General features: G+C 69.7%; 24 protein-coding genes. 19 read left to right on the top strand and 5 right to left on the bottom strand.

Features of this window, described 5'->3' with window-relative positions; translation table 11 throughout:
* Nucleotides 1-226: 226 nt before the first annotated feature.
* Nucleotides 227-2326 carry an ATP-binding protein gene (locus MEBOL_RS19710; protein WP_342747786.1) on the bottom strand — a complete coding sequence of 700 codons (2100 nt, stop codon included), beginning with the start codon at nt 2324-2326 and terminating at the stop codon, nt 227-229.
* A gap of 257 nt (nt 2327-2583) precedes the next feature.
* On the opposite strand from MEBOL_RS19710, the gene MEBOL_RS19715 reads away from it, so the two are divergent.
* The 8 genes from MEBOL_RS19715 to MEBOL_RS19750 all read left to right on the top strand — a co-directional run bounded on the left by MEBOL_RS19715 (nt 2584) and on the right by MEBOL_RS19750 (nt 7520).
* Nucleotides 2584-2850 carry an AtpZ/AtpI family protein gene (locus MEBOL_RS19715; RefSeq protein WP_095978891.1) on the top strand — a complete coding sequence of 89 codons (267 nt, stop codon included), beginning with the start codon at nt 2584-2586 and terminating at the stop codon, nt 2848-2850.
* Nucleotides 2847-3245 (top strand): hypothetical protein, encoded by a 399-nt coding sequence (locus tag MEBOL_RS19720; protein ID WP_095978892.1) that lies wholly within the window; start codon nt 2847-2849, stop codon nt 3243-3245. The genes MEBOL_RS19715 and MEBOL_RS19720 overlap by 4 nt, the downstream gene beginning before the upstream one ends.
* Entirely contained in the window at nt 3245-4288 is a 1044-nt protein-coding gene (gene atpB / locus MEBOL_RS19725) for a F0F1 ATP synthase subunit A (RefSeq protein WP_095978893.1), read from the top strand. The genes MEBOL_RS19720 and atpB overlap by 1 nt, the downstream gene beginning before the upstream one ends.
* A 118-nt stretch (nt 4289-4406) precedes the next feature.
* Nucleotides 4407-4637 (top strand): ATP synthase F0 subunit C, encoded by a 231-nt coding sequence (gene atpE / locus MEBOL_RS19730; protein WP_095978894.1) that lies wholly within the window; start codon nt 4407-4409, stop codon nt 4635-4637.
* 129 nt (nt 4638-4766) lie between these two features.
* Nucleotides 4767-5306, top strand: a complete 540-nt coding sequence (gene atpF / locus MEBOL_RS19735; RefSeq protein WP_095978895.1) for a F0F1 ATP synthase subunit B — start codon at nt 4767-4769, stop codon at nt 5304-5306.
* 24 nt (nt 5307-5330) lie between these two features.
* The gene (gene ychF / locus MEBOL_RS19740) at nt 5331-6440 is read left to right on the top strand and encodes a redox-regulated ATPase YchF (RefSeq protein WP_095978896.1); all 1110 of its coding nucleotides are present in this window, start codon (nt 5331-5333) and stop codon (nt 6438-6440) included.
* A 112-nt stretch (nt 6441-6552) separates the two neighbouring features.
* Nucleotides 6553-7131 carry a hypothetical protein gene (locus MEBOL_RS19745; protein WP_095978897.1) on the top strand — a complete coding sequence of 193 codons (579 nt, stop codon included), beginning with the start codon at nt 6553-6555 and terminating at the stop codon, nt 7129-7131.
* A complete protein-coding gene (locus tag MEBOL_RS19750) occupies nt 7128-7520 on the top strand; it encodes a hypothetical protein (protein ID WP_095978898.1) in 393 nt (130 codons plus the stop codon). Before MEBOL_RS19745 ends, MEBOL_RS19750 begins: the two co-directional genes overlap by 4 nt.
* 16 nt (nt 7521-7536) lie before the next feature.
* Here MEBOL_RS19750 and MEBOL_RS19755 read toward each other — a convergent pair whose 3' ends face one another.
* The gene (locus MEBOL_RS19755) at nt 7537-8760 is read right to left on the bottom strand and encodes a citrate synthase (protein WP_179956431.1); all 1224 of its coding nucleotides are present in this window, start codon (nt 8758-8760) and stop codon (nt 7537-7539) included.
* Between the two features lie 134 nt (nt 8761-8894).
* Between MEBOL_RS19755 and MEBOL_RS19760 the strand changes: the two genes are divergently transcribed.
* The 5 genes from MEBOL_RS19760 to MEBOL_RS19780 are packed head-to-tail and all read left to right on the top strand — an operon-like array spanning nt 8895 to nt 12430.
* Nucleotides 8895-9674: a class I SAM-dependent methyltransferase gene (locus MEBOL_RS19760; protein ID WP_095978900.1), complete on the top strand. Its 780-nt coding sequence runs from the start codon at nt 8895-8897 to the stop codon at nt 9672-9674.
* A 16-nt stretch (nt 9675-9690) separates the two neighbouring features.
* Nucleotides 9691-10191: a cupin domain-containing protein gene (locus tag MEBOL_RS19765; RefSeq protein ID WP_095978901.1), complete on the top strand. Its 501-nt coding sequence runs from the start codon at nt 9691-9693 to the stop codon at nt 10189-10191.
* Between the two features lie 8 nt (nt 10192-10199).
* A complete protein-coding gene (locus tag MEBOL_RS19770) occupies nt 10200-10700 on the top strand; it encodes a hypothetical protein (protein ID WP_095978902.1) in 501 nt (166 codons plus the stop codon).
* A gap of 36 nt (nt 10701-10736) precedes the next feature.
* A complete protein-coding gene (sitA5, locus tag MEBOL_RS19775) occupies nt 10737-12080 on the top strand; it encodes a SitA5 family polymorphic toxin (RefSeq protein WP_095978903.1) in 1344 nt (447 codons plus the stop codon).
* Nucleotides 12080-12430 carry a DUF2019 domain-containing protein gene (locus tag MEBOL_RS19780; RefSeq protein ID WP_095978904.1) on the top strand — a complete coding sequence of 117 codons (351 nt, stop codon included), beginning with the start codon at nt 12080-12082 and terminating at the stop codon, nt 12428-12430. The genes sitA5 and MEBOL_RS19780 overlap by 1 nt, the downstream gene beginning before the upstream one ends.
* 23 nt (nt 12431-12453) lie before the next feature.
* On the opposite strand, the gene MEBOL_RS19785 is transcribed toward MEBOL_RS19780, so the two are convergent.
* A complete protein-coding gene (locus MEBOL_RS19785) occupies nt 12454-13467 on the bottom strand; it encodes an aromatic ring-hydroxylating oxygenase subunit alpha (protein WP_095978905.1) in 1014 nt (337 codons plus the stop codon).
* Nucleotides 13468-13606: 139 nt separating this feature from the next.
* On the opposite strand from MEBOL_RS19785, the gene MEBOL_RS19790 reads away from it, so the two are divergent.
* On the top strand, nt 13607-14236 hold the full coding sequence (locus MEBOL_RS19790) for a TetR/AcrR family transcriptional regulator (RefSeq protein ID WP_095978906.1): 630 nt from the start codon (nt 13607-13609) through the stop codon (nt 14234-14236).
* On the opposite strand, the gene MEBOL_RS19795 is transcribed toward MEBOL_RS19790, so the two are convergent.
* Nucleotides 14233-14772, bottom strand: coding sequence for a hypothetical protein (locus MEBOL_RS19795; protein ID WP_170115550.1), 540 nt, complete (start codon nt 14770-14772; stop codon nt 14233-14235). The genes MEBOL_RS19790 and MEBOL_RS19795 overlap by 4 nt on opposite strands.
* Nucleotides 14773-14947: 175 nt before the next feature.
* On the opposite strand from MEBOL_RS19795, the gene MEBOL_RS19800 reads away from it, so the two are divergent.
* The 5 genes from MEBOL_RS19800 (at nt 14948) to MEBOL_RS41910 (ending at nt 22970) form a co-directional block, all read left to right on the top strand.
* Nucleotides 14948-16168 (top strand): metallophosphoesterase, encoded by a 1221-nt coding sequence (locus MEBOL_RS19800; protein WP_425437633.1) that lies wholly within the window; start codon nt 14948-14950, stop codon nt 16166-16168.
* 134 nt (nt 16169-16302) lie between these two features.
* Nucleotides 16303-16830, top strand: a complete 528-nt coding sequence (locus tag MEBOL_RS19805; protein ID WP_095978908.1) for a DUF2062 domain-containing protein — start codon at nt 16303-16305, stop codon at nt 16828-16830.
* Between the two features lie 146 nt (nt 16831-16976).
* Complete coding sequence (locus tag MEBOL_RS19810; RefSeq protein WP_095978909.1) at nt 16977-19997, top strand: ATP-binding protein; 3021 nt, start codon at nt 16977-16979, stop codon at nt 19995-19997.
* The gene (locus MEBOL_RS19815; protein WP_095982880.1) at nt 19990-20448 is read left to right on the top strand and encodes a response regulator; all 459 of its coding nucleotides are present in this window, start codon (nt 19990-19992) and stop codon (nt 20446-20448) included. The genes MEBOL_RS19810 and MEBOL_RS19815 overlap by 8 nt, the downstream gene beginning before the upstream one ends.
* A complete protein-coding gene (locus MEBOL_RS41910) occupies nt 20445-22970 on the top strand; it encodes a hybrid sensor histidine kinase/response regulator (RefSeq protein WP_170115551.1) in 2526 nt (841 codons plus the stop codon). The genes MEBOL_RS19815 and MEBOL_RS41910 overlap by 4 nt, the downstream gene beginning before the upstream one ends.
* Here MEBOL_RS41910 and MEBOL_RS19835 read toward each other — a convergent pair.
* A complete protein-coding gene (locus MEBOL_RS19835) occupies nt 22940-23665 on the bottom strand; it encodes a DNA-methyltransferase (RefSeq protein ID WP_095978910.1) in 726 nt (241 codons plus the stop codon). The genes MEBOL_RS41910 and MEBOL_RS19835 overlap by 31 nt on opposite strands.
* Nucleotides 23666-23886: the final 221 nt, after the last annotated feature.

The following is a 23886-nucleotide window of genomic DNA, read 5'->3' on the forward strand; positions in this document are numbered from 1 at the left end:
GGTCGCCCCGCGCCCGGGTGCAGTCCTCCCGAGGGGCGCTGGAGCGCCATCCCCACCGGTCTGAGCGGTGGACCTGGGAGGGCTCCTCCTTCCTACTCTCCCCCATGAGCGAAGGCCAGCGACCGGGGCTGGAATGTCTTGACAAGGCGCGCCAATTGATTTCCGGCCAACGGAGTCCCTCCTGGCTTGTCCACTCGGGGAACGGGCGGGAGGGCGAGCCCCGCGCTCAGAGTGGCAAGCGCACCCGGAAGGTGGTGCCCCCCGTGGGGGGCGATTCGATGGAGATGTGGCCGCCATGGGCGTGCAGGGTGCGCCGGACGATGGCGAGACCCAGGCCGGTGCCGGTGGCCTTGGTGGTGAAGAATGGCTCGAAGAGGCGCTCGTGCAGTCCCGGGGGGATGCCGGGGCCGGTGTCGGTGAACTCCACCAGGGCGCCGGTCCGCGTGTGGCACCGGTGGACGCGGATGCGCAGGGTGCCGCCCTGGGGCATGGCCTGCACGGCGTTGAGCGCGAGGTTGAGGAAGACCTGGCGCATCATCCGCGCGTCCATGGGCAGGGGGGGCACGTCCGGCTCCAGCGCCCACTCCACCCGGAGCCGGGGCTGGTCCACCGTCGCCGTCCGCACGGCCTCCTCCAACAGGTGGGCGAGGGGCACGGGCTGGGGCTGGGGGCTCGGGGGCCGGGCGAAGTCGAGCAGGTCATCCACCAGCCGGTTGAGGCGGTGCGCCTCCTCCGAGAGGATGCTCACCAGGGTGAGCCCGGGGCTCTCGGGCTCCTGGAAGCGGCGCAGGGTGGCCAGGGCATTGAAGATGGCGCCCAGGGGGTTGCGCACCTCATGGGCCACCACGGCCGACAGCTCGCCGAGCGCCGCCAGCCGCTCGCGCTCCACCAACTGGCGCTGGGTGGCCTCCAGCTCCGAGTGCAGGTGCGTGAGTTCCTCGGCGCGTCCGCGCAGCTCCTGGAGCAGCCGGTGGGTTTCGATGGCGGCGGCGAAGTGCACGCCCATGGCCTGAAGGGTTTCCCGCTCCAGATCGGTCAGCACGCGGGCGTGGCTGAAGGTCATGGCGATGGTGCCCACCATGTGCGCGCGCACCTGCAGGGGCACGAGCGCCACGCAGGCGGTGCCCGCCTCGCGCAATCCGCTCCGGATGGGCTCGGAGAACTCCGCCACGCCCACCACCCGTGGCACGCCCTCCTCCATCACCCGGGCGGACATGCTGCCCGTGAGGGTGAAGCGGTGGACTCGGCGCGCCTCCTCCTCGGGGAGGCCCCGTTGCCAGGCGACCTCCAGGTCGTCACGGCCCTCGGCTCGCAGCAGCAGGAGCACCACGCCGCAGCCCATCAGGGAGTGCACCTCCTCGAGGCCCGGCGCGAAGAGGTCGCGCGGCTCCTGGGCGGTGGCGGTCGCCGCGGCCAGCCGGTTGAGCGAGGTGAGCGCCGTGTTGCGCGTGGACAAGCGGCAGATGGTTCGCGCGGCGTCGAGCGCGGCGGACACCTGGGAGGCGAAGAGGCGCCAGGGGGCCAATTCGTCCTCGCCCAGCCAGTCCGAGCCCACCGCCAGCAGCGCCCGGGGCGCGCCGCCTCCATCGATGCGCACGCACAGCGCGCGCAAGGGCCCCACACGCCGCAGGTGGGCGCCCACGAGCTGGCCCCACTCCGAGCTGAATTGTCCCGCCTCCCCGACCAGGTTCTCCCCATAGGCGGCGCCCTCGTGCCAGGCGCGCCTCAACATGGGACACCAGTTGCCGGAGTCATCCACGAGGTGCTGGCCGGTGAGCCAGGGCACGCCCGCGCTCGCCTCGTCCCCCACGCACACGTGCGCCAGCCGCACCAGGGCCCCCTCCGGCACGAGGTAGGCGTAGGACATCCGCAGCTCGGCGAGCCCCTCGAAGACGCGGCGGAGCACCTCGTCCTCGGAGCGGATGCCCAGCAGCGAGGCGCCCAGCGCCGCCATGCGCTGGAGCACCCGGCGCTGCCCCATGCGGCCGGACAGGTCGCGCACCAGGACATAGATGTCCTCTCCGGCCCGTGACACGGTCAGCTCCACGTGGAGTTCGCCCCGGGCGGTCCTCAACACCGTCTCATAGGTGTCCGGGACGGGCTCGCCGGCCAGGCGGCGTGCGTGCCGCTCGCGGATGAACGGCCCCTGGTTCTCCGAGAGCAGTTCGAGCATCTTGCCCACCACCTGCTCCTGGCTCAGCCCCAGCAGTTCGAGCAGGGTCGTGTTGGCGTAGACGATGCGGCTGTCCCGAATCACGGCCATGGCGAATGGCAAGGTGTCCAGATGCTGGTACGGGCCCCCCCGGGCTCCATCGCGCGTCGTCACCTGGTGACGATGACACTCCCACCGGAAGGAGGGAAGCCGTCCTCCGGAGTTCCCGCTCTCGCCGGGCTTGGAACCAAGGGGGCAGGACCCCCGGCCTTCCGCTTGGGCCAGACATTTGCCGTCCTACTAGCGCGGAGGAGGCTGGAGCGTGTTGGTTGCGTGGTGCGAGCGTTCAGTGCTAAGCGGCGCCCGCGTGTGAGGACGGTGGGGGGTGGGTGGCGGGGTGAACCCGTGGTTTTCCCGAGGCGGTCGAGGCGATGGCGGAGGAGAAGGAGCCCCGGGAGGGTGAGAAGGACGGCGAGTTGTCGGAGACGGCCCGGCAGATGCGGGCGGCCGAGCCCTACATCTCCGCGGTGTGGAAGCTGGTGGGTGGGGCGGTCGTCGGGGTGCTGGGCGGCTACTTCCTGGACAAACGCCTGGGGACGGGGCCGTGGTTGCTCCTGGGGTTGAGCCTGGTGGGGATCTCCGTGGGGTTCTACGGGTTCCTGCACGAGATGAACCGGTTGGGTAAGGGGCGGCGGTGAGCAAGGGCGGCGAGGCACTCTTCCGCAAGTACGCGGGTCTGGCGGCGGTGGGGTCGGTGGTGGCGCTGGCGCTGGCGGCCTTCCTTCCGGAGCGGGAGGAGGCGCGCTCGGTGGCGCTCGTCGGAGTGCTGTTGGCGGTGGGGACGGGCGTCGTGGGGCTGCTGCTCAAGCGGCGGGTCGCGCAGCGGGACTTGAATGGCGCGCTCCTGGTCGTGGCGTTGGTGTTCGGGATGCGGGCGGTGGGCGTGGTGCTGGGATTGTTGTGGGTGGTGCGGCGGGACCTGGACGCGGTGGCGTTCGTCGCGGGGTTCTTTGGCACCTACCTCGTTCTGCAGTCGGTTGAACTGAGCTATGTGATGGCCGCGTCGCGGGACGCGGCGGGCGGAGGCGAGTGATGCGCAAGGCAATGGGTCTTCTCGTCGGTCTGATGACGAGCGTGGCGTTCGCGTCCTCTCCGGGCGGGCATGACGACAGCACGCCCATGGAGAAGGAAGAGCAGGACGTGGCGGCCTACATCCTCCACCACGTCGTGGACTCGAACGAGTACGAGTTCGAGGTTCCCCTCGGCGACCACCACATCCCCATCCATCTGCCGCAGTTCGGCATCCCCATCCGCGCGGGCGCCTCGTGCGAGCCCCGGGACACGGGCGATGGCCACGGCAAGGCGGTGCCCGGCTGGAGCGAGGGCTGCCTGGACCTCTCCATCACCAAGCACACGGTGATGATGTGGCTGGCGGCGCTCCTGCTCGTGGGCTCGCTGCTGCTGTTCAGCAACCGCGACAAGTCGAAGCTGGTGCCCCGGGGCACGGCGGCCAACCTCTTCGAGATGCTCGTGCTCTTCGTGCGCGACGAGCTGGCCATCAAGAACATCGGCAAGGAGGAGGGTCCTCGCTACACGCCCTACCTGCTCACCGCGTTCTTCTTCATCCTCTTCATGAACCTGCTGGGCCTCTTTCCCTGGATGGCCACGGCCACGGCCAACATCGCCGTCACGCTGGCGCTCGCGCTGTGCACCTTCGTGCTCACGCAGATCGCCGGCATCCGCGCCGCGGGCCTGGGCGGCTACCTGGCGCACCTGACGGGCGGCGTGGCCCCCTGGCTCTGGCCCATCATGATTCCGGTGGAGCTCCTGGGTCTGTTCACCAAGCCCTTCGCCCTCACGATGCGTCTGTTCGCCAACATGCTGGCGGGCCACATCGTCATCTTCTTCCTGCTCGGCCTCATCTTCATGCTCGGCCACCCCGCGGTGGCGCTCGTCAGCGTGCCCTTCGCCATGGGCATCTACCTGCTGGAGCTCTTCGTGGCCTTCGTGCAGGCGTACGTCTTCACCATGCTCTCGGCGCTCTTCATCGGCATGGGCGTGGCCATGGCCCACCACCATGACGAGCACCACGCCGACGCGGCCCACAGCCACGACCACGGCCGCGCCCACCACTGAGCCCTTGTTTTTGTAAAGCACCCGGCGGTTCGAAAGGCCGCCGGAGGTAGTCCTAAAGGGCCATCACGCGACCCCCCCACAAGTGGGTCCTCCCTCAGAAGAAAGAAGAAGCACTCCCATGACCAGCCTCGCTCTCGCCTTCCTCGCCGCCGGTATCGGTGCCGGCCTCTCCATCATCGGTGCCGGTCTCGGCATCGGTAAGCTGGCCGCCGCCGCCCTCGACGCCACGGGCCGTCAGCCCGCCGCCGCCGGCGACATCCGCACCACCATGATCATCGCCGCGGCCCTCATCGAAGGCGCCACCCTGTTCGCGCTGGTCGTCTGCATCCTGCTCGCCACCAAGGCGTAGGCAGGCCGTTCGCAGTCCGGTCTGGCGCCCGCCTCGCTTCAACGGCGGGAGGGCGCCGGCCCGCAGCGGTACCCCGTCGAACCCATCCGTCACCGCAGTCCCTGACGCCGTAGCTCTCCGAAGGCCGCCATGTTCCTGCCCACCGTTCTCGCCGCCAGCAGCATCGTGGAGGTCCGCCCGGGCCTCATCTTCTGGACCCTCGTCACCTTCATCATCGTGGCCATCGTCCTGCGATGGAAGGCGTGGGGCCCCATCCTCGCCGTGGTGGAGGAGCGCGAGAAGCAGCTCACCAGCTCCATCGACGCCGCCAAGCGTGAGCGCGCCGAGGCCGAGAAGCTGCTCGCCGAGCAGAAGACGGCCATCGCCGAGGCCCGCCGCGAGGCGCAGGAGATGCTCCGCCGCAATCAGCAGGAGGTGGAGAAGTTCCGCGAGGAGCTCATGGCCAAGAGCCGCAAGGAGGCCGACGAGTTCAAGGCGTCCGCCCAGCGGGAGATCGAGGAGCAGAAGGCCAAGGCCATCGCCCAGGTGAAGGCCATGACGGTCGACCTGGCCGTGGAAGTGGCCGGCAAGTTGCTCAGCGAGCGGCTGGATGACACCAAGCACCGCGCGCTGGCCGAGCAGTTCGTGAAGGACCTGCCCACCAAGGGCGGGGCCGAGCGCCGCTCGTAATTCCGTTTCCGAAGGGATCTCACCATGGCGCTCTCCATTGGCATCGTCGGTCTGCCCAACGTGGGCAAGTCCACCCTGTTCAACGCGGTCTCGGCGGCGGGGGCTCAGGCGGCCAACTACCCGTTCTGCACCATTGAGCCGAACGTGGGCGTGGTGCCGGTGCCGGATGAGCGGCTCGACAAGCTGACCGCCCTGGTGAAGCCCCTCAAGAAGATCCCCACGTCCCTGGAGTTCGTGGACATCGCGGGCCTGGTGCGCGGCGCCTCCAAGGGCGAGGGCCTGGGCAATCAGTTCCTCGCGAACATCCGCCAGGTGGACGCGGTGCTGCACGTGCTGCGCTGCTTCGAGGACGACAACGTCACCCACGTGGAGGGGGGCGTGAACCCGGTGCGCGACCGGGACGTGGTGGACACGGAGCTGTGTCTCAAGGACATGGAGACCGTGGAGAAGCGCCGCGAGCGCACCCAGAAGAACACGAAGATGGGGGGCAAGGCGGCCGAGGAGGCCAAGGCCGAGCTCGCGCTGCTCGATCGCATCAAGACCGCCCTGGACTCGGGCATCACGGTGCGCGCGCAGAAGCTCACCGACGACGAGCGCGCCGTCATCCGCGACCTGTTCCTGCTCACCGACAAGCCCGTGCTGTACGTGGCCAACATCGGCGAGAAGCAGATCGGCAAGGAGGACGCGGACCCGTACGTGCAGCAGGTGCGCGACATGGCCGCCAAGGAAGGCGCGGGCGTGGTGGTGCTCGCCGCGGCCATGGAGTCGGAGATCCAGCAGCTTCCCGAGGAGGAGCGTCCGGGCTTCCTCGAGAGCGCGGGTCTCACCGAGCCGGGTCTGAGCAAGGTGGTGCGCGAGGGCTACAAGCTCCTGGGCCTGCAGACGTACTTCACCGTGGGCGAGCAGGAGTGCCGGGCGTGGACCATCCACAAGGGTGACAAGGCTCCGCAGGCGGCGGGCGTCATCCACTCGGACTTCGAGCGCGGCTTCATCAAGGCCGAGGTCATGCGCTGGGAAGACCTGCTCAAGCTCGGCAGCGAGTCGGCGGTGAAGGAGAAGGGCCTGCTGCGCGTGGAAGGCAAGGAGTACGTGGTGCAGGACGGCGACTGCATGCACTTCCGCTTCAACGTGTAGTCCGCGCCTTCAAGGCCGCGGGACGAGAGGGTGCCAGGTGGACCGAATCCAGGTCCCGGCACCCTCTGCCATTTGCGCTCGGGTCACGTGCTCATTCGTTGGGGAGTCATGCGTGCGATTCCTGTCGGTTCTGTTGATGCTGCTCGCTTGGACCGCCGCTTCGCCCGTGGCGGTAGCACACCCTCTCGATGGGTTGCCCTCCCTGATCCTCAAGGCCCCCCCTTTGGCGGGGGACGACTCCATCAGCGCGCGTCTGAAGGCCTGTCTCCGCGTGGGCGATATGTCATGCGTCGTCGAGCAATACCTCTTGTTGAAGGATCTCGGGAGGATGCCGGCCTGGCTGGTCTCGTTCCAGAACGCGTTCGCCGTGGCCAGCCGACGAGCGGGCGAATGTGCCAATGTCGCCAAGCTCATTCATGAGGGATTGCGAAGGCTCGGTGAGAAACCGACGTACGTCCGATTCACGGTCGAAGGCCGGTACAAACTGCTCGGTTTCGATGAACTCTCGAATGGACAGCGGATCCGCAGTCACCAACTCGCGGTGACAGGCCGGCACATCGCGGTGGAGGTGGAGGGGCGAATCGTCGATGCCTACACGGGCCTGATGGGTCTACCGCTCCATGACTACATGAATCGGTTGGTCGTGCATCCGACAAGCCGGATTGCTTATGAAGTGGTGGGTGAACCATGAGCGAGAAGAGATTCCTTCGTGAGGAACCCCTACCCGAGGAATGGGAGGGTCGCAGGGTCGGGCTTCTCGATGCGCTCTGCTACGTGAGGCATCAGCTCTCTTTGGGTCGTGGACTCTGGTTCACGACGGGAGCGGAGACCGTCGAGTCTCTCTTTGTCTTCATCAATGGCTGGACCGCCAACAGCCAGTTCAACGCCAGATTCAATGAAGGCCAGGATCAAGACTGGATGGATTTCCTGGACTGGCTGCGCGACATCAAGAAAGAGCTTCCCGATGAGGGCTGGCACGTCAAATACCTACGCGATTGCCAGGGTGATCATGAGCAGGCCGCGCGGAAGTTCCTCGATTTCGTCGCCGAATACGTGGACCTGATGCGCGCGGCCCCATGAGCGGAAAGAGCACGAGCTATTCGCTCGTCCCTCCCACGTAGCGGGCGCGCGGACGCAGCACGTGACCCTGCTCTCGCTGCTCCAGCACATGGGCCACCCAGCCCGCCGCTCGGCCCACGGCGAAGAGCGCCGTCGCCGCGCCCTCCGGCAATCGCAGCGCCGAGGCCAGGGCCACCAGTCCAAAGTCCACCGTGGCGGCGGGATGGCCCGCCTCGCGCATCGTCTCCTCCACCGTGCGCAACACCCGTACGGCCACTGGCTCCGGTCGCAGTGCGTACGCCACCTCCAGGAGGGGTGGTGTGCGCGGGTCTCCGTTTGGATACAAGGGGTGGCCAAACCCCGGCACCGACTCGCCCCGCCTCAGCCGCTCGTGCACTCCCTGGCGCGCCCGCTCCGGTCCTTCGACTTCCCGTACCAGGGCCTCGATGCGATCGCACGCCCCGCCGTGTCTCGGTCCCGAGAGCGCCGCCAACGCCGCGCCCACGCAAGCGTACAAGTCCGCTCCCGAGGAGGCCGTCACCCGCGCCGCGAACGTGGACACGTTCAGTTCGTGATCCGCGCACAGCACCAACGCCCGGTTCAACAACTCCGGTGCCCGCTTCGCCGTGACCCCCCAGGCCGCCGCGAGCGAGTCCGCCACCGTCTCCGCCTCCAGCGCACGGGCCACCCTCGCGGGCTCTCGTGCCGCGCCCACCCACGCCGCCAGGTGTCTCAGCAGGCGTTGTCCTCTTCTTCGCTCCTGCTCGGCCGGGGCGGCGAAGCGCGTGGGATCCCTGGCGCTCAACAACGGCACCATCGCCAGCAGGATCGCCAACGGCGGAGCTTCAGGTGGCAGCAGGGCCGCTACCTGTGCGGCGGGCAGGAGTGGCTCCGGTGAGGGCCAGCGCACGGGCTCGGCCGGTGGTGTTCCCGTCCACAGCAGCTCCGCCACGTATTCGAGGCTCCTGCCCTCCACCGCCAGCCGCACCGCCGAGTGGCCCCGGTACGCCAGCCCCTCCGCGCCCACCTGCGACACCGCCGAGTCGATGACGGGCTCGCCCCAGCGCAGTGCTCCCGCCGCCACCGCAGTGTGTCCCGCTCGCGCGTCATGCCGGGCCTTGAGCCGTTCCAGGTCCGCCCGGAGGTAACGGTTCTCCTTCGTTCCCCGTTCGGGCACGCACCGCACCAGGCCTCGGCTCACGTAGGTGTAGAGCGTGGCGCGCTTCACCTCCAACAGCGCCGCCGCCTCCGCCGCGGACATCCACTCCTCAGGTCGAATGTCGAATCGAGATTGAGCCCGGGGCCTCTTCGCCTTAACCATTCATTGTCTCCCGGCGCGCGATGTCGACTCGACTCGACGGCGCGTCGAGTCATGACGGCCAGGAGTGTATGCCCATGCGCGTCGACTTCGGACGAACGGCGGATGACTATGTGAAGCACCGGGCGGGATTCCCCGAGTCCTTCTTCCAGCGGCTCGCTCGCGAGGGCGTGCTTCGCGCGGGTCTCCGGGCCCTGGACGTGGGGACGGGCACCGGTACCGTGGCCCGAGGGCTCGCCCGGTGGGGCTGCCTCGTCACCGCCGTGGACCCATCCGCCTCCATGCTCGATGGGGCGCGCTCACTCGCCTCCGAGGCGGAACTCTCCATCGACTGGCGGCTCGCCACCGCCGAACACACCGGGCTGCCCGAGGGCTCGGTGGATCTCGCTGTCGCCGGGCAGTGCTGGCACTGGTTCGACCGCCCCGCCGCCGCGCGTGAAGCGGCTCGGGTGCTCGTGCCCGGTGGTCGGCTCGTCATCGCCCATCTCGACTGGCTCGCCATGCCCGGCAATGTCGTCGAGGCCACCGAGGGGCTTCTGGATGTCTTCAATCCCCAACTCGTGTCGCCCGACGTGCGCTTCGGCCATGGCGTCGGCGTCTATCCCGCATGGTTCCAGGACCTCTCCCGGGCGGGCTTCCAGTCCCTGGAGAGCTTCTCCTTCGACGTCCTCCTGCCCTACACGCCGGAGTCCTGGCGCGGCCGCATGCGCGCCAGCAACAAGGTGGGCGCGTCGCTCCCTCCCGACGCCGTCGCCCGCTTCGATGCCGCGCTCGCCTCGCTCCTCGCCGAACGGTTTCCCGGCGATTCACTCGCCATTCCCCACCGCGTCTTCGCCCTCGTCGCCACCCGTCCCTGATTCAGGAGAGCACCCCATGGCCACCCCGCACCTCGTCCACTCGAATGACCTTCCCTGGACCGACATCGTCCAAGGCTCGCGCGTCGCCATCCGCCGCAAGCAGCTGGGCGCCGCGGCCCAGGGCAAGAAGCTCGGGTGCAGTCTGTTGGAGCTGCTTCCGGGCAAGAAGTCCTGGCCCCACCACTACCACCTGGCCAACGAGGAGGCCCTGTTCATCCTCGAGGGCTCCGGCATCCTGCGGCTCGGCGAGGAGCGTCTGCCCGTGACGGCCGGGGACTATGTCGCGCTTCCCGCCGGACCCGAGTGCGCGCACCAGCTCTTCAATGAAAGCACCCAGCCCCTGCGCTACCTGGCGTTCTCCACCCAGATCGAGCCGGATGTGCTCGTCTACCCGGACTCCCAGAAGGTGGGGGTGATGGCGGGTGCCGCGCCCGGTGGCAACAAGGCCGCGCGCACCCTGGAGGCCTACCTGCCCCTGAGCGCACGGGTGGGATACTGGGAGGGTGAGGTAGACTGACGCGCCTCATGGCTTCCCTCCTGGACTCGCTCGACCGCTTCCGCCTCCTCAAGGACCGCGAGGCCGCGCGCGAGGTGTTCCGCCCCGAAGAGCCTCCTCACATTTCCCTGTTGCGGCTCGCGGACGCGGGCCAGCTCTCGGGTGGACTCACCGTGTCCTTCGGGGTCCGGGCCGATGAGCTCGTGGGGCCGCTGACGCTGGCCATGGGCGGCGCCGCCCGGCGCTTCAAGCTCGTCGACGTGCGCGAGCAGCCTCGCCTGGAGTTGCACATCCTCGCCGGAGACGTGTCCGAGCGCTGGGAGGTGGAGGACCTGGCGTCGTTCGCGCACAACCTCAACGACCTCTACCGCACCGCCTCCGACGTGCGCGCCATCGCCGTGCTCGGGGAGTGGAACGACGCGCTCCAGTTGCTGTGCGTGGAGAAGGCCTCGCTCCCGCGACTGCTGCGCGAGCGCTTCTTCCTGCCCCAGAACCGCGAGGTGCTGGAGCGTCTGACGAAGCGCCGCTAAGCCACCCGGGGATGGCCAGGGCCTGGAGGTAATCCCATGAAGCTGTGCTGCACGGTCGTGTTGGTAGCGCTCCTCGTCGGGTGTGGTTTTTCCTCTCGAACGGTGCGCTTGGACACGGGCCGGACCGACTCGCTCGTCTTCACCCCGCGCACAAGCGCCGAGCCGGTGGAACTGGATGACGACGAGTTCAACGAATCCGTGGCGAAGCTTGCCCGGGACGCGCGATTTCCCACTCGGCCCCAGGAAGCCGCTCGGCGACTGTTCGAAGTGGAGGCGCGCAGCGGTTCGTTCACCTACGAGACGCGTCACCACCGCATCACCGCTCTCGGAGCGGGCGAGCCTCTGGAGGTATCCACGGAGGAAGAGGCGTTGACGCGCGCCTACCTGCGTTGGTGCGAGCGCACCGGCGAGCATGGCGACTGTCTGCGCCTGCTGACGGAAAGCCGCGCCATCAACGGTGATGGCCGTTTCGCGCTGGCCATGGCCCTCGCCAAGGGGGCCGTGCTGGACGAAATGCTGGCGGCCTTCAAGGACATGGCGGACCCCCACGCCATGGTGGCGGCCGTGCTCTGGACGTGGACCACGTACATGATTCTGCTCGCGGTGCCTGACGTGACGGTCTCCAAGGGCATCGCCGCCGTGATGACCGCCACGCTCATCGCCTACGTGGGCGTCGATACCTTCTGGGGCCTCGTCGTGGGCTTCAAACGGCTGATGGACGAGACGGACCGGGCCTCCTCCTTTCACGCGTTGCGCGAGGCGGGCGAGCGCTACGGCAAGCTCATGGGGCGCAACGCGGCGCGAGCATTCGCCATGCTGGCCCTGGCAGCCATTGGCCACACGGCACCGGGACTTGCCACGAAGGTGCAGGCGCTACCCGGCGCGATTCAGGCGGCGGCCCAGGCGGAAACGCAGGTGGGTCTCCGGCTCGCGGCGGTGGGAGAAGTGAAGTCGGTCGTCGTGAGCGCCGAGTCCGTCACCATCGCGCTCGCGCCTGGTGCTGTCGCCATGACGGCCCAATCCATGCGCGGGACCGCGGCCAAGGCACCTCCCAGCGGATTCAGGGCATGGGGGTCGCACAGCGGTTTCAAGAGGGCCATGGGCTCGGCGGGCCCTGGGAAGGAGTGGCACCACATCGTCGAGCAGACGCCAGGCAACGTGAAGCGATTCGGAGCACAAGCCCTTCAGAACACCGACAACATTGTCCCCATGGACAAGGGCATCCACACGCGCATCAGCTCGATCTACTCGTCGATCCGCTACGACATTACGCATTCGTATACGCTGACCGTGCGGAAGTGGTTGAGCACGCAGTCCTATGAGGCCCAGCGCCAGTTCGGAGTACTGGCCATCGAGAACGTGTCGAAGAGGTTCTGGTGATGAGCTTGGAGGAACTTGTCGAACGGTTCGCTCAGCACGTGGCCGCGCAGACCGAGGCCATCCGACGAGGTGATGCCAAGACGGGGAACAAACATGCCAAGCAGTACACCGCTGCGCTTTTGGAACTACGGGCGCGGGGAAATGCCGGGCGAGATGCCCTCGCGGTGCTGTTGAAGCACCCCCAAACGGATGTTCGTTCCATGGCGGCCGCGTTCCTGCTCCGCTATCGGACGACCGAGGCCCGGGCGGTCCTGGAAGCAACGGCGAAGGAAGGTGGAGTGGCCGCTATCGGAGCGATCATGACACTGCGGCGTTGGGATGATGGCACCTGGGCACTCGACCCGGAATAGCCCCTGGACCTCCCCTGGGTGGCTTAGATGGCGAGTGAAGCCACTGCCTCCGTGTCGGACGGCGCCTCGTGCGGGCTCCGCTTCTTGCGCTCCAGGTACCAGCGGCGGAAGGCGAGGGTGGCCCGATCCGTCGCCACGCTGCGCTCCTCGGAGACGGGCGGCACCTCGACGGGGTGGCTCGACTCCACCACCGCCTTGTCCTCGCGCAGGATGCGGGTGTTGTAGCGGTCCACCAGTCCGGCGAGCGGCTGCATGCGCACGAAGTCTCGCGCGCTCACGAGGAACATCCGCACGTGGTTCGCATCCACCGGCACGCACCACATGTAGAGCTGCATGAGGCGCCCGGGAATGGGGACGTTCATCCGCATGCCATTGGGCCGCAGCCAATCGAGGAAGCCCTTCGGCTCCACCCCGTCCATTCTCGATTGGGTGCGGAAGCCCGTGGGCGTGGGCTCCAGCTCGATCTCCATCCGCGAGTCCGGCTTCATCCGGCGGCGCAGCGCTCCTCCAATGGTGCGCCGGTGCACGAAGGGCAGGTGGGGGGCGTCCAGCATGTTCTCCATGGCCCGCGTCCAATGCGCGTTCCACGTCTCCGCGTACCGCCACACGTGCACCCCCTTCTGCTCCAGCGCCTCGGGGACATAGGGCTCTTCGGGGGCCTCCGCGCCCGGGTGCGTGTAGAGCCACACGAGACCTCCGCGCTCACGCACGGGAAAGGCCGTGGCCGCGAAGCGTTGACGCTTCTCCTCGGGCATGGGGTTGAGGGGGATGTGCGTGCACGCGCCGTCCGAGGCGAAGCGCCATCCATGGAAGGGACACTCCAGGCACCCGTCCTCGTTCACCTTCCCGAGCGACAGCTTCACGCCCCGGTGGGGGCATCGGTCCCTCAACGCCGAGATCGTTCCCCGGGCATCGCGGAAGAGGACGATGCGCTCGCCGGCCACGGTCAGCCCATACGGCCGACGGCCCACCTCGCGTGACATCGCCACGGGCGTCCACACGTCCGCCAGACCCTCGTGGGCGAATCCGTCCAGCATCGCGCTCCTCCGTCTCTGGAATGCTCTCGGATAGAATATCCGACATGGTTTATTCAATTTCAAGCCAACCGGAGGGAGTGGTGTTGGGCCCAGGCGGCGGAAGTTGGATTCCGTACGTCATCCGGATTATTCAAACCGCATGGCCAGGGTGAAGGGGAGCCGCAACGCCGACTACGAGAAGGAACGGGCGCGCCTGCTGGAGGCGGTGTGCCAGCGGGTGCTCGCTCCGGATGGGGCCCAGGCGAGCTTCCGGGAGCTCGCCGAGGTGGCCGGGGTGAGCGTGGCCACGTTGCGCCACTACTTCGGCTCGCGCGAGGCGCTGCTGGCCGAGGTGATGGCGGACATGCACCGGCGAGGCCTCCCCCACCTGCTCGCCGCCGCCACGGCGCTTCATGGTCCGGCGCGCGAGTCCCTGCGCTGGTTCTTGGAGTCCCTGCTCATGGGGTGGCGCCATGGGGTGGGCTCGGCGCATGCCTTCGGGCTCACCGCGGGCGTGGGCCACGCGACGCTGGGGCCGGTGTACGTGACGGAGCTCCTGGAGCCCACGCTGCAAGCCGCGGAGGCGCGGCTGTCACGCCACATCGCGGAGGGCGAGCTGCGGCGCTGTGACGTGCGTCATGCCGCGCTGGAGTTGGTGTGTCCGGTGGTGATGGGGCTCCTGCACCAGATGCAGCTGTCCGGGGCGAGCTGCCGGCCCCTGGACGTGGAGCGCTTCCTGGAGGACCACCTGGAGACCTTCCTCCGGGCGCATGCCGTGAGCCCCGGCTAGGTGCTCCCCAGGAGCATCGCGAGCGTGGCCACGGTCATGGGCTTGCCCTGTTGCGTCAGGGAGGAGGGAATGCCGAGCGTGACGGGCCGCTGGGGGATGCCTCCACAGCTCCGCGAGCCTTCGTAGAGCCCGTCCGCGTTGACCTTCAGGTCATACCCACACCGGCCCACCGTGCCGGAAATCGCCTGGGGGCCGAAGTCGAGGTGGACGAGGCTGCCGAGGAAGTTGCCCTGGATCTCGGTGACGCCCTCCTTGTCCCGGAGTTGCAGCCGGCTGAGCAGGCCCCCCGCGGTGCCGCCCACGGTGTTCGCGTCGAGGTTCAGGAAGACCACCCGGCCGAACGCTCGGCCCCTCAGACTGTCGCCCTCGCGCGTCAGTTGGATGTCGGCGCTGTTGAGGTCGTTGCCCTCCACCTGGACGGTGTAGGCGTTATTGGGAGTCCGCAGGAAGAGGTAGGAACGCTCCTCCTTCGCGGCCGCCGTCCCGAGCGCGAGCAGGACGGCCATTCCCAGCGCACGGCGACCGGAGCGCTTCACGTTCGATGGCTTCATGACCGTGAAGATAAGGCGAGGGGACGGTGGTGTCTCCGCATTCGCCTGGACGCCTGGTGGCCAGGTCTGGACGAGGGAAGCGGGCGAGCGGCGAGGGGCGCCGTTATGTCCTCCCCTCACCTCGAAGTCCGCCGCGTCCCCGCTGGCGAAGGAGCCCTCCGTGGAGGCGTCGTCCCCATCCCCCGATGCGCGCGTGGCGCCCCCTCGGGCCCCCGCGGGTCTGCTCCTGATGGTGTTGACGATGCTGGGGCTCGTCGCGGGGTTGCACGTCTACCTCGGGGCGAGGCTCATCTCGGCGCCGGGCCTCCCCTCGCCCTGGGCGGACCTGGGCTGGGCGGTGTTGGGGCTGGGGTTCCTCTCCATCCCGGCGGCGATGGCGTCCACGCGCATGCGTCCCTCCTGGCGCGAGCAGGTGCTGCACTGGGGCGGCATGCTCTGGCTGGGCGCGTTCGGCCTGCTGCTGACGGCCACGGCGGTGGCGGACGTGGCGGGGTGGGTGTGGCGGCTCACGGGCTCGGCGCCGGGTGGGATGGAGTGGGCTCGGCTCGAGGCGCTGGGCGTGGTGGGCGTGGTGGGCCCGGCGCTGCTCCTCGCCTTCCGCACGGCGCGCTCTCCGGCGCGGGTGGAGCGGGTGACGGTGCCCGTGGCGGGCCTGGGCGAGGGGCTGTCGGGGATGAAGGTGGTGCAGATCTCCGACATCCACATCGGCCCCACGCTGGACCGGCGCTTCATGCGGCGGGTGGTGGAGCAGGTCAACGCCTTGAAACCCGACCTGGTGGCGGTGACGGGGGACCTGGTGGATGGGAACGTCGCGCGGCTGCGGGACGAGGTGGCGCCCCTGGCGGACCTGCGGGCGCCGCTGGGCGTCTACTTCGTCACCGGCAACCACGAGTACTACCACGGGGGCGCGGCCTGGAGCGCCGAGGTGGCCCGGCTGGGACTCACGGTGCTGAACAACGCGCACCGGGTGGTGGAACGGGCTGGAGCTCGCTTGACGGTGGCGGGCGTGACGGACCTCGAGGGTGGGCGCATGGAGGCGGGCCACGCATGTAGGCCGGACGTGGCGCTCGCGGGCGCTCCCGAGGGCGTGCCCCGCCTGCTCCTCGCGCACCAGCCGCGCGTGGCCCTGCGCGCCGGGGGACTGGGCGTGGACCTCCAACTGTCCGGACACACCCACGGTGGGCAACTCTTTCCCTTCATGGCCTTCGTGAAGTTGCAGCAGCCCGTCATCCAGGGTCTGGCCACGGTCGCGGGCGTCCGCGTCTACACCCACCGGGGGACGGGCTATTGGGGCCCTCCGCTGCGCCTGGGTCCCGCGCCGGAGATCGCCGAACTGACGCTCGTGCGCGCGGCGCCGGGTGATTCGTCCTCCAATCACTGAGCGGAGGCCCGCTGCCAGACAATCCATGTCATGGGGGGACTGCGCGGCGGCTTGTCTCGGGTTAATGTGGCGCCAACGTCGACGCCGTTCGGCGCGAAGAAAAGTGGTGGACCGTGTTGTCGTGGTGGAAGCACGTGAAGAGGAAGCTGCGCCGGGCCCGGGTGCGGCTGATGCGGGGCGCGGGGGCCCCGTCGGAAATCGCCGGCGGGATGGCGCTTGGACTGTTCGTCGCGCTGCTGCCCATCCTGGGGCTGCAACTGCCCCTGGCGCTGCTCGTCGCTGAACTGTTGCGCCGGCTCGCGCACCTGCACCTGTCGCGCGTCGCCACCGCCGCGGGCGTGTGGCTCACCAATCCGCTCACCGCCGCGCCGCTCTATGGGCTGTGCTACCTCGTGGGCCGCCCGGTGGCGCAGTGGCTTTTGCCCGTTGCTCCTCCGCGCACGGCGGTGCAGGGCTCGGTGTCGTTGGAACTGTCCACGCTCTCCGGACCGGAGGCGATGACGGTGATTCTCAGCCTCGTGCTGGGCTCCATCCTTCTGGGGGTGCCCATCGCGTGGCTCGGCTATCGCATCACCTACGGCATGGTGTCCCGTCAGCACGCCCGCCGGCAGGAGCGCCGCGCCCGCAGGCCGCGCTCCACCGCGCTCGTCGCGGGGACCTGAGGGGCTGCCCATCCCTTCCGACGGGTGGGCGGCCATCCTGGCGCTCGCCCAGGCCAGGGCTCTCCGTGGAATCGTTGGGAGCGCGCTGGGAGGTTGGAGAGGTGTGGGGTATTCCGCGCTAGGGTCATCCCAGTGAGGATTCCGCGATGAAGAAGCCAGCGAGCGCCGCGCCCTCCGAGCGTCTCGAGTCCGTGAGAGAGGTGCTGATGGGGGGAGGGGAGGTCGGCGCTCTGTTGCGCGGCATGGACTGGGCAGCCACGTCCCTCGGGCCCGTGGACTCCTGGCCTCAGAGCCTGCGCTCGGCGCTCAGCATCTGCCTGGGTTCTGGCTTCCCCATCGGCATCTATTGGGGGGCGGACCTCGTGCTGTTCTACAACGACGGCTACATCCCCATCGCGGGAGGTAAGCACCCGTGGGCGCTTGGCCGCCCCGGTGAGGAAGTGTGGCCGGAGATCTGGGACGGGCTGCGGCGCTCGTTCGCACGGGTGATGGAGACCGGAGCGGCCACGTATGAGGAGGACAGCCTCCTGCTCATGCACCGCCATGGGTACACGGAGGAGTGCTACTTCAACTTCACCTTGAGCCCCATCCGGGGAGAGGGCGGCCGGGTGGAGGGCGTCTTCAACGCCGTCCTGGAGACGACCTACCGTGTCATCAACGCGCGGCGCACCCAGGTGTTGCGCGAGCTGGCGGAGCGCACGGCCGTGGCGCGCACGGCCCGGGAGGCGTGTCTGCTGACCGCGAGCTCCCTGGGCGCGGCGCCCCTGGACGTGCCCTTCTGCGCCCTCTACCTCGTCGATGAGAAGGAGGGCGGCGCGCGGCTCACCGCCTCGTCGGGGTTCGCGCCCGGAGGTCCCTCCCTTCCCTCCGTCCTCTCGTTGGAGGTGGGGGCGCCGTCGCCCTGGCCGCTGGCGGAAGTCCGTCTGTCGGGACGGGTGGAGCAGGTGTCGGGGCTGTCGGAGCGGCTGGGCTTCGCGCCGCCGGGAGGCCCCTGGCCGGAGCCCTCGAACTCGGCGTTGGTGGTGCCCTTCCTGGTGGGCACGGGGGAGCTGGCTTCGGGGTTCCTCGTCATGGGTTTGAGCCCGCGCCGGGCGCTGGACGAGGAGTACCGGCAGTTCGCCGAGCGCGCGGCGGCGCACGTGTCCCGGGTCATGTCCGTGGCGGCGGCGTTCGAGGAGGAGCGCCAGCGGGCCGAGGCGCTCGCCGAGCTGGATCGGGCCAAGACGGCCTTCTTCTCCAATGTGAGCCACGAGTTCCGCACGCCCCTCACGCTCATGCTCGGCCCCATCGAGGACGCGCTCGCGGCGACGGAGCCCGCGCTCCACGGCGCCGAGCTGGAGCGGGTGCACCGCAACGGGCTGCGCCTGCTCAAGCTCGTCAACACGCTCCTGGACTTCAGCCGCATCGAGGCGGGCCGCATCGAGGCCTCCTTCGCGCCCACGGACCTGGCGGCGCTGACGCGGGAGCTGGCCAGCACGTTCCGCTCCGCGGTGGAGCGCGCCGGCCTGCGTCTGCGCGTGGACTGCGAGCCCCTGGCCCAGCCCGTCTACGTGGACCGGGACATGTGGGAGAAGATCGTCCTCAATCTGCTCTCCAACGCGCTCAAGTTCACGTTCGCGGGGGAGATCTCCGTCACGCTGCGCGGCGGGGACTCGCGCGTGGAGCTCACCGTGCGCGACACCGGCACGGGCATTCCTCCCGAGGAGCTGCCGAGGATCTTCGAGCGCTTCCACCGCGTGCAGGACGCCCGGTCGCGAACCCACGAGGGCAGTGGCATCGGCCTGGCCCTGGTGCGCGAGCTGGTGGCGCTGCATGGCGGCACGGTGCGCGTGGAGAGCCACGTGGGCGAGGGGACGGCCTTCTTCCTGTCCCTGCCCACCGGCAGCGCGCATCTGCCCTCGGACAGGCTCGGCGTGTCCCGGACGCGCGTGTCGACGGCCTCGGGCGCCGAGGCCTATATGGAGGAGGCGCTGCGCTGGGGGCGCGGCTCGGCCACGGAGTCCGAGCCCGTGCGCGCGAGCGTCCATCCCACCGCGGGGGCGCGCATCGTGCTCGCGGACGACAACGCGGACATGCGCGAGTACGTCGCCCGGTTGCTGGGCGCGTTCTGGCGGGTGGAGGCGGTGGCGGATGGACAGGCCGCGCTGGACGCCGTGCTGCGCGAGCCGCCGGAGCTCGTGCTCACCGACGTGATGATGCCCCGGTTGGATGGCTTCGGCCTCTTGCGCGCGCTCAAGGCGGACGCGCGCACCCGGATGGTGCCCGTCATCCTGTTGTCGGCCCGGGCGGGGGAAGAGGCCCAGGTGGACGGCCTGGGCGCGGGCGCCGATGACTACCTGGTCAAGCCCTTCTCCGCGCGCGAGCTGCTCGCGCGGGTGGGGGCCCGGTTGGAGATCGCCCGGATGCGCGCCGGGCTCAACGCGGAGCTGGAGCGCAAGGTCCGCGAGCGCACCGCCCAGCTCCAGGAGTCCAACCGGGAGCTGGAGAGCTTCAGCTACTCGGTGAGCCATGACCTGCGCGCGCCCCTGCGCCACATCCTGGGGTTCGCCGAGCTGCTCGCCAAGCGCACCCGCGGCACCCTCGACGACAAGTCCCAGCACTACGTGGACGTCATCGCGGAAGCGGCGCGCAAGGGCGGCCAGCTCGTGGATGACCTGCTCGCGTTCAGCCGCCTGGGCCGCGCGGAGCTCAAGCGCGCCACGGTGGACCTGGCACGGCTGGTGGACGAGGTCCGCGCCGACCTCGCTCCCGAGGCGGAGGGGCGAGACATCCACTGGCGGGTGATGGCCCTGCCGCCGGTGCAGGCGGACGCCTCGCTCCTGCGCATGGCCTTGAAGAACCTGCTGTCCAACGCGCTGAAGTACACGCGGCCCCGCGCCGAGGCCCTTATCGAGATTTCCGCCGAGGCGTCACCAGAAGAGGTGCGGGTGCACGTGCGCGACAACGGAGTGGGCTTCGAGATGAAGTACGCGGACAAGCTCTTCGGCGTCTTCCAGCGGCTGCACGCCGCCGCGCAATTCGAGGGCACGGGCATCGGCCTGGCGAACGTGCGGCGGATCATCGCCCGCCATGGTGGCCACGTCTGGGCCGAGGGCGCCGTGGACCAGGGTGCCTGCTTCCATTTCTCCCTCCCCCATGCTCGTGTCGGAGCGTCCCCCCATGAGTGACCTCAAGCGAATCCTCCTCGTCGAGGACAGTGACAACGACGTGCAGCTCACGCTCGCGGCCCTCGAGGAGACGAACCTCGCCAACGAGGTGGACGTGGTGTCCGATGGGCAGCAGGCGCTCGACTACCTCTATCGCCGCGGTCCCTACGCCGGGCGCTTCGGCGGCCACCCGGCCGTGGTGCTGCTGGACCTGAAGCTGCCCAAGTTGAACGGCCTCGAGGTGCTCGCGCAACTCAAGGGGGACCCGGAGCTCAAGCAGATTCCCGTGGTGATGCTGACCTCGTCCCGGGAGGAGCCGGACCTGGCGCGTGCCTACGCCCTGGGGGTCAACGCCTATGTCGTGAAGCCCGTGGGGTTCTCCGCCTTCTCCTCGGCCCTCAAGGAGCTGGGCCTGTTCTGGGCCATCCTCAACCAGCCCCCTCCCGGCACCGTGCCCAAGGACGGCGGATGATGGGCGCCGTGGGTCCGGGTGTGCTCCGCATGCTGCTGCTGGAGGACAGCCCTCTGGACGCCGAGTTGATCCAGGCGCGTCTGAAGGAGGAGGGCTTGCGCGCGGTGCTGGAGCGGGTGGACACCCGGGAGGGGTTCACCTCGGCGCTCGGGCGCCAGCGCTTCGATGTCATCCTCTGTGATTACAACGTCCCCGGCTTCGGGGGAGGCGCGGCGCTCGCCTCGGCGCGCCTCGCCTGTCCCGAGACGCCCTTCCTCTTCGTCTCGGGCGCCCTGGGCGAGGACACCGCCATCGAGCTGCTCAAGCGCGGCGCCACCGACTACGTCCTGAAGGACCGGCTCGAGCGCCTGGTGCCCTGCATCCAGCGCGCCCTGCGCGAGGCCCATGTCGACGCCGAGCGCACCCGGGCCGAGCGCGCCCTGCGCGAGTCCGAGGAGCGCTACCGCCTGGCCACGCTGGCCACCTCGGATGCCATCTGGGACTGGGACCTGGTCACCCAGCGGATGACCTGGAACGACGCCGTGCTCACCCTCTTCGGCTACGCGCGGGCGGACGTCGGCGGCGACATCACGTGGTGGTACGACGCCCTGCACCCGGAGGACCGCGAGCGCGTGGTGTGCGGCATCCACTCCGTCATCGACAGTGGCGCCCCGCGCTGGCAGGACCAGTACCGCTTCCGCCGCAAGGACGGGGGCTATACGCCCGTGGTGGACCGGGGCCATGTCTCCTACGACGCGGCGGGCAAGCCGGTGCGCATGGTGGGCGCCATCCAGGACATCTCCGCGCACACGGAGGCCCAGGAGGTGCTGGCGCGTCAGGCCCGCTTCGGCCAGTTGATGGCGAGCGTGGGCCTGGCCCTGACGCGCGGCAGTGACCGCGGGGACATGCTGCGGCGATGCACCGAGGCCCTGGTGCGCCACCTGGACGTGGCCTTCGCCCGGGTGTGGCTCCTGGCGGAGGGCGGGGACACGCTGGTGCCGGAGGCGAGCGCGGGGCTCTACGCCCACGTGGAGGGGCCGCTGGGCCGCGTGCGCCTGGGCGAGCACTCGGTGGGGCGCGTCGCCCGGACGCGCGAGCCGCTGCTGGTGCCGTTGTCGGAGGGCTCGTCCCGCGCGGAGGACCTGGAGTGGGCGCGGGTCGAGGGGCTGTCGGCCTTCCTGGGCCATCCGTTGCTCGTGGCCGACAAGTGCGTGGGGGTGGTGGCGCTGGTGACGCGCGGAGAGCCGGCCTCGGGAGCCAGCGAGGTGCTGCGGCATGCCGCGGACAGCATCGCCCTGGGCGTGGAGCGCATGCGCGCGCAGGAGGAGACGGCGCGCCTGTTCGAGCGCGAGAAGGCCGCGCGCACCACCGCCGAGGAGGCCAACCGGCTCAAGGATGAATTCCTCGCCACGGTGAGCCACGAGCTGCGCACGCCCCTCACGGCGATGCTCGGCTGGGTGGGGCTCCTGCGCGCGGGCACCCTTCCCCTGGAGAAGCGCGCGCGCGCCCTGGAGACGGTGGAGCGCAACGCGCGCGCCCAGGCCCAGCTCATCGAGGACCTGCTCGACGTGAGCCGCATCCTCGCGGGCAAGCTCAAGCTGGACATGGAGCTGGTGGACGTGTCCTCCGTGGTGGAGCAGGCGCTCGAGACGGTGCGCCCGGCCGCCCAGGCCCGCTCCATCCCGTTGCGCGGCGCGCTCGACTCCACGGTGCGGGTGATGGGGGACTCCCACCGGTTGCAGCAGGTGGTGTGGAACCTCCTGTCCAACGCGGTGAAGTTCACCCCTCCGGAAGGCGCCGTGGACATCTGGCTGGAGCGCGACGGCACCTTCATGACCCTCTTCGTCCAGGACACCGGCCAGGGCATCTCCCCGGAGTTCCTGCCGCACGTCTTCGAGCGCTTCCGCCAGGCGGAGGGCGGCAGCACGCGCAGATATGGAGGCCTGGGACTGGGCCTGTCCATCGTGCGCCACCTCGTGGAGATGCACGGCGGCACGGTGGGGGTGGAAAGCGAGGGAGACGGCAAGGGGGCCCTCTTCTCGGTGCGACTGCCGCTGGCCGTCGTGGCCCGCAAGGGCAACACCCCCCCGCCCATTCCCACGCGGGCGCAGCCCCTGGCCTCCACGAGTCCTCCCGAGCTCGAGGGCCTGCACGTGCTCGTGGTGGAGGACGAGGAGGACACCCGCGAGATGCTTCGCGCCCTCCTGACGTCCCGCCGGGTGCGCGTCTCCCTGGCGTCCTCCGCGAAGGAGGGCCTGGAGCTGCTCGTGCGCCTGTCCCCGGACCTGCTGTTGTCCGACATCGGAATGCCCGGGGAGGATGGCTACGCGCTCATCCGGGGCGTGCGCGCGCTGCCCGAGCGCTCCGGGGGCCGCATCCCCGCGGTGGCCCTCACCGCCTTCGCGCGGGCGGAGGATCGCACGCGCGCGCTCCTGGCGGGCTTCAACAGCCACGTGCCCAAGCCCGTGGAGCCCATGGAGCTGTTCGCCGTGCTGGTGTCCCTCGTCGGCGCTCAAGCACCCCAGGCCCGGAACAAGTCGTAGCGCGGGGGCGCCTCGCCGGGCTGGGCGCCTTCCGCGCGCAGGCGGGTCTCGGTGAGCACCCGGGCCTCCGGGCAGATGTCCGTGCCCAGGAAGTCCCGGCCGAGCCGCGCCGCCGCCACGCCCACCGAGCCCGAGCCCATGAAGGGATCCACCACCGTGCCGCCCGGCGCGCTGCTCTGCCGGATGAGCACCTCGCTCAACTCCACGGGCTTCTCCGTCGGGTAGCCCCGGTGCACGCGCGGCACGCTCAGCACGTCCGCCACCCCGAGATCGCTCAGGCGCCGCCGGCCCTTCTCGAAGAAGAGGATGCACTCGTAGCGGGCCCGGTAGTGGTAGCCCATTCCAATGTGCTGCTTGTCCCAGATGAGCGGCTTCCAGAAGCGGAAGCCCACGGCCTCCGCGAGCGGCCGGGCGATGAACATCGTCTCGGCGTCGCAGAACAAATAGAAGTGGGAGTCGCGCTTGAGCACCCGCCACAGCGCCTGGAACAGCTCCGGGAAGCGCGCGTTGGGGAAGATGGGGAACCAGGCGTTGCTCGAGCCCTTGCCCCGCTTGAGCCGCGTGGTGGTGCCCACCGCCCGGTGTTTCTCGAGCGATTCGTAGGCGGGATCCGTGATGACGAGATCCGCCGAGGCCTCGGGCAGGGCGCGGAGCCACGCGACGGCATCGTCATGAGACAGGCGATAATGGGGCATGGTGGCGCATGGGGGCGGAGCCAGCCCGATGGAGCCAGCAGCGCCCGGGATGATGACCCGCCCCCCTGACACCCCCTCCGGCGCCGGGTGTCCGCCGGGCTCCTTCCCGAGTGTCTCGCGGGGCAGGGTACGGATTCACCTCCCCGGACTCGCCCTGGAGTACACCCTCCCGGGCGCGCGCGAACACTGTCCTGCACATCTCCCCCCGCGGAGGCAAGCCG

The sequence above is a fragment of the Melittangium boletus DSM 14713 genome, assembly GCF_002305855.1.
GTDB classification, from domain to species: domain Bacteria; phylum Myxococcota; class Myxococcia; order Myxococcales; family Myxococcaceae; genus Cystobacter; species Cystobacter boletus.

Bases quoted from the DNA above. Each gene is read 5' to 3' on its own strand.
- MEBOL_RS19715 (WP_095978891.1), top strand. From the start codon at position 2,584: ATGGCGGAGGAGAAGGAGCCCCGGGAGGGTGAGAAGGACGGCGAGTTG.
- atpB (WP_095978893.1), top strand. From the start codon at position 3,245: ATGCGCAAGGCAATGGGTCTTCTCGTCGGTCTGATGACGAGCGTGGCG.
- atpE (WP_095978894.1), top strand. From the start codon at position 4,407: ATGACCAGCCTCGCTCTCGCCTTCCTCGCCGCCGGTATCGGTGCCGGC.
- atpF (WP_095978895.1), top strand. From the start codon at position 4,767: ATGTTCCTGCCCACCGTTCTCGCCGCCAGCAGCATCGTGGAGGTCCGC.
- ychF (WP_095978896.1), top strand. From the start codon at position 5,331: ATGGCGCTCTCCATTGGCATCGTCGGTCTGCCCAACGTGGGCAAGTCC.
- MEBOL_RS19750 (WP_095978898.1), top strand. From the start codon at position 7,128: ATGAGCGAGAAGAGATTCCTTCGTGAGGAACCCCTACCCGAGGAATGG.
- MEBOL_RS19755 (WP_179956431.1), bottom strand. From the start codon at position 8,760: ATGTCCGCGGCGGAGGCGGCGGCGCTGTTGGAGGTGAAGCGCGCCACG.
- MEBOL_RS19760 (WP_095978900.1), top strand. From the start codon at position 8,895: ATGCGCGTCGACTTCGGACGAACGGCGGATGACTATGTGAAGCACCGG.
- MEBOL_RS19765 (WP_095978901.1), top strand. From the start codon at position 9,691: ATGGCCACCCCGCACCTCGTCCACTCGAATGACCTTCCCTGGACCGAC.
- MEBOL_RS19770 (WP_095978902.1), top strand. From the start codon at position 10,200: ATGGCTTCCCTCCTGGACTCGCTCGACCGCTTCCGCCTCCTCAAGGAC.
- sitA5 (WP_095978903.1), top strand. From the start codon at position 10,737: ATGAAGCTGTGCTGCACGGTCGTGTTGGTAGCGCTCCTCGTCGGGTGT.
- MEBOL_RS19780 (WP_095978904.1), top strand. From the start codon at position 12,080: ATGAGCTTGGAGGAACTTGTCGAACGGTTCGCTCAGCACGTGGCCGCG.
- MEBOL_RS19785 (WP_095978905.1), bottom strand. From the start codon at position 13,467: ATGCTGGACGGATTCGCCCACGAGGGTCTGGCGGACGTGTGGACGCCC.
- MEBOL_RS19790 (WP_095978906.1), top strand. From the start codon at position 13,607: ATGGCCAGGGTGAAGGGGAGCCGCAACGCCGACTACGAGAAGGAACGG.
- MEBOL_RS19810 (WP_095978909.1), top strand. From the start codon at position 16,977: ATGAAGAAGCCAGCGAGCGCCGCGCCCTCCGAGCGTCTCGAGTCCGTG.
- MEBOL_RS19815 (WP_095982880.1), top strand. From the start codon at position 19,990: ATGAGTGACCTCAAGCGAATCCTCCTCGTCGAGGACAGTGACAACGAC.
- MEBOL_RS41910 (WP_170115551.1), top strand. From the start codon at position 20,445: ATGATGGGCGCCGTGGGTCCGGGTGTGCTCCGCATGCTGCTGCTGGAG.
- MEBOL_RS19835 (WP_095978910.1), bottom strand. From the start codon at position 23,665: ATGCCCCATTATCGCCTGTCTCATGACGATGCCGTCGCGTGGCTCCGC.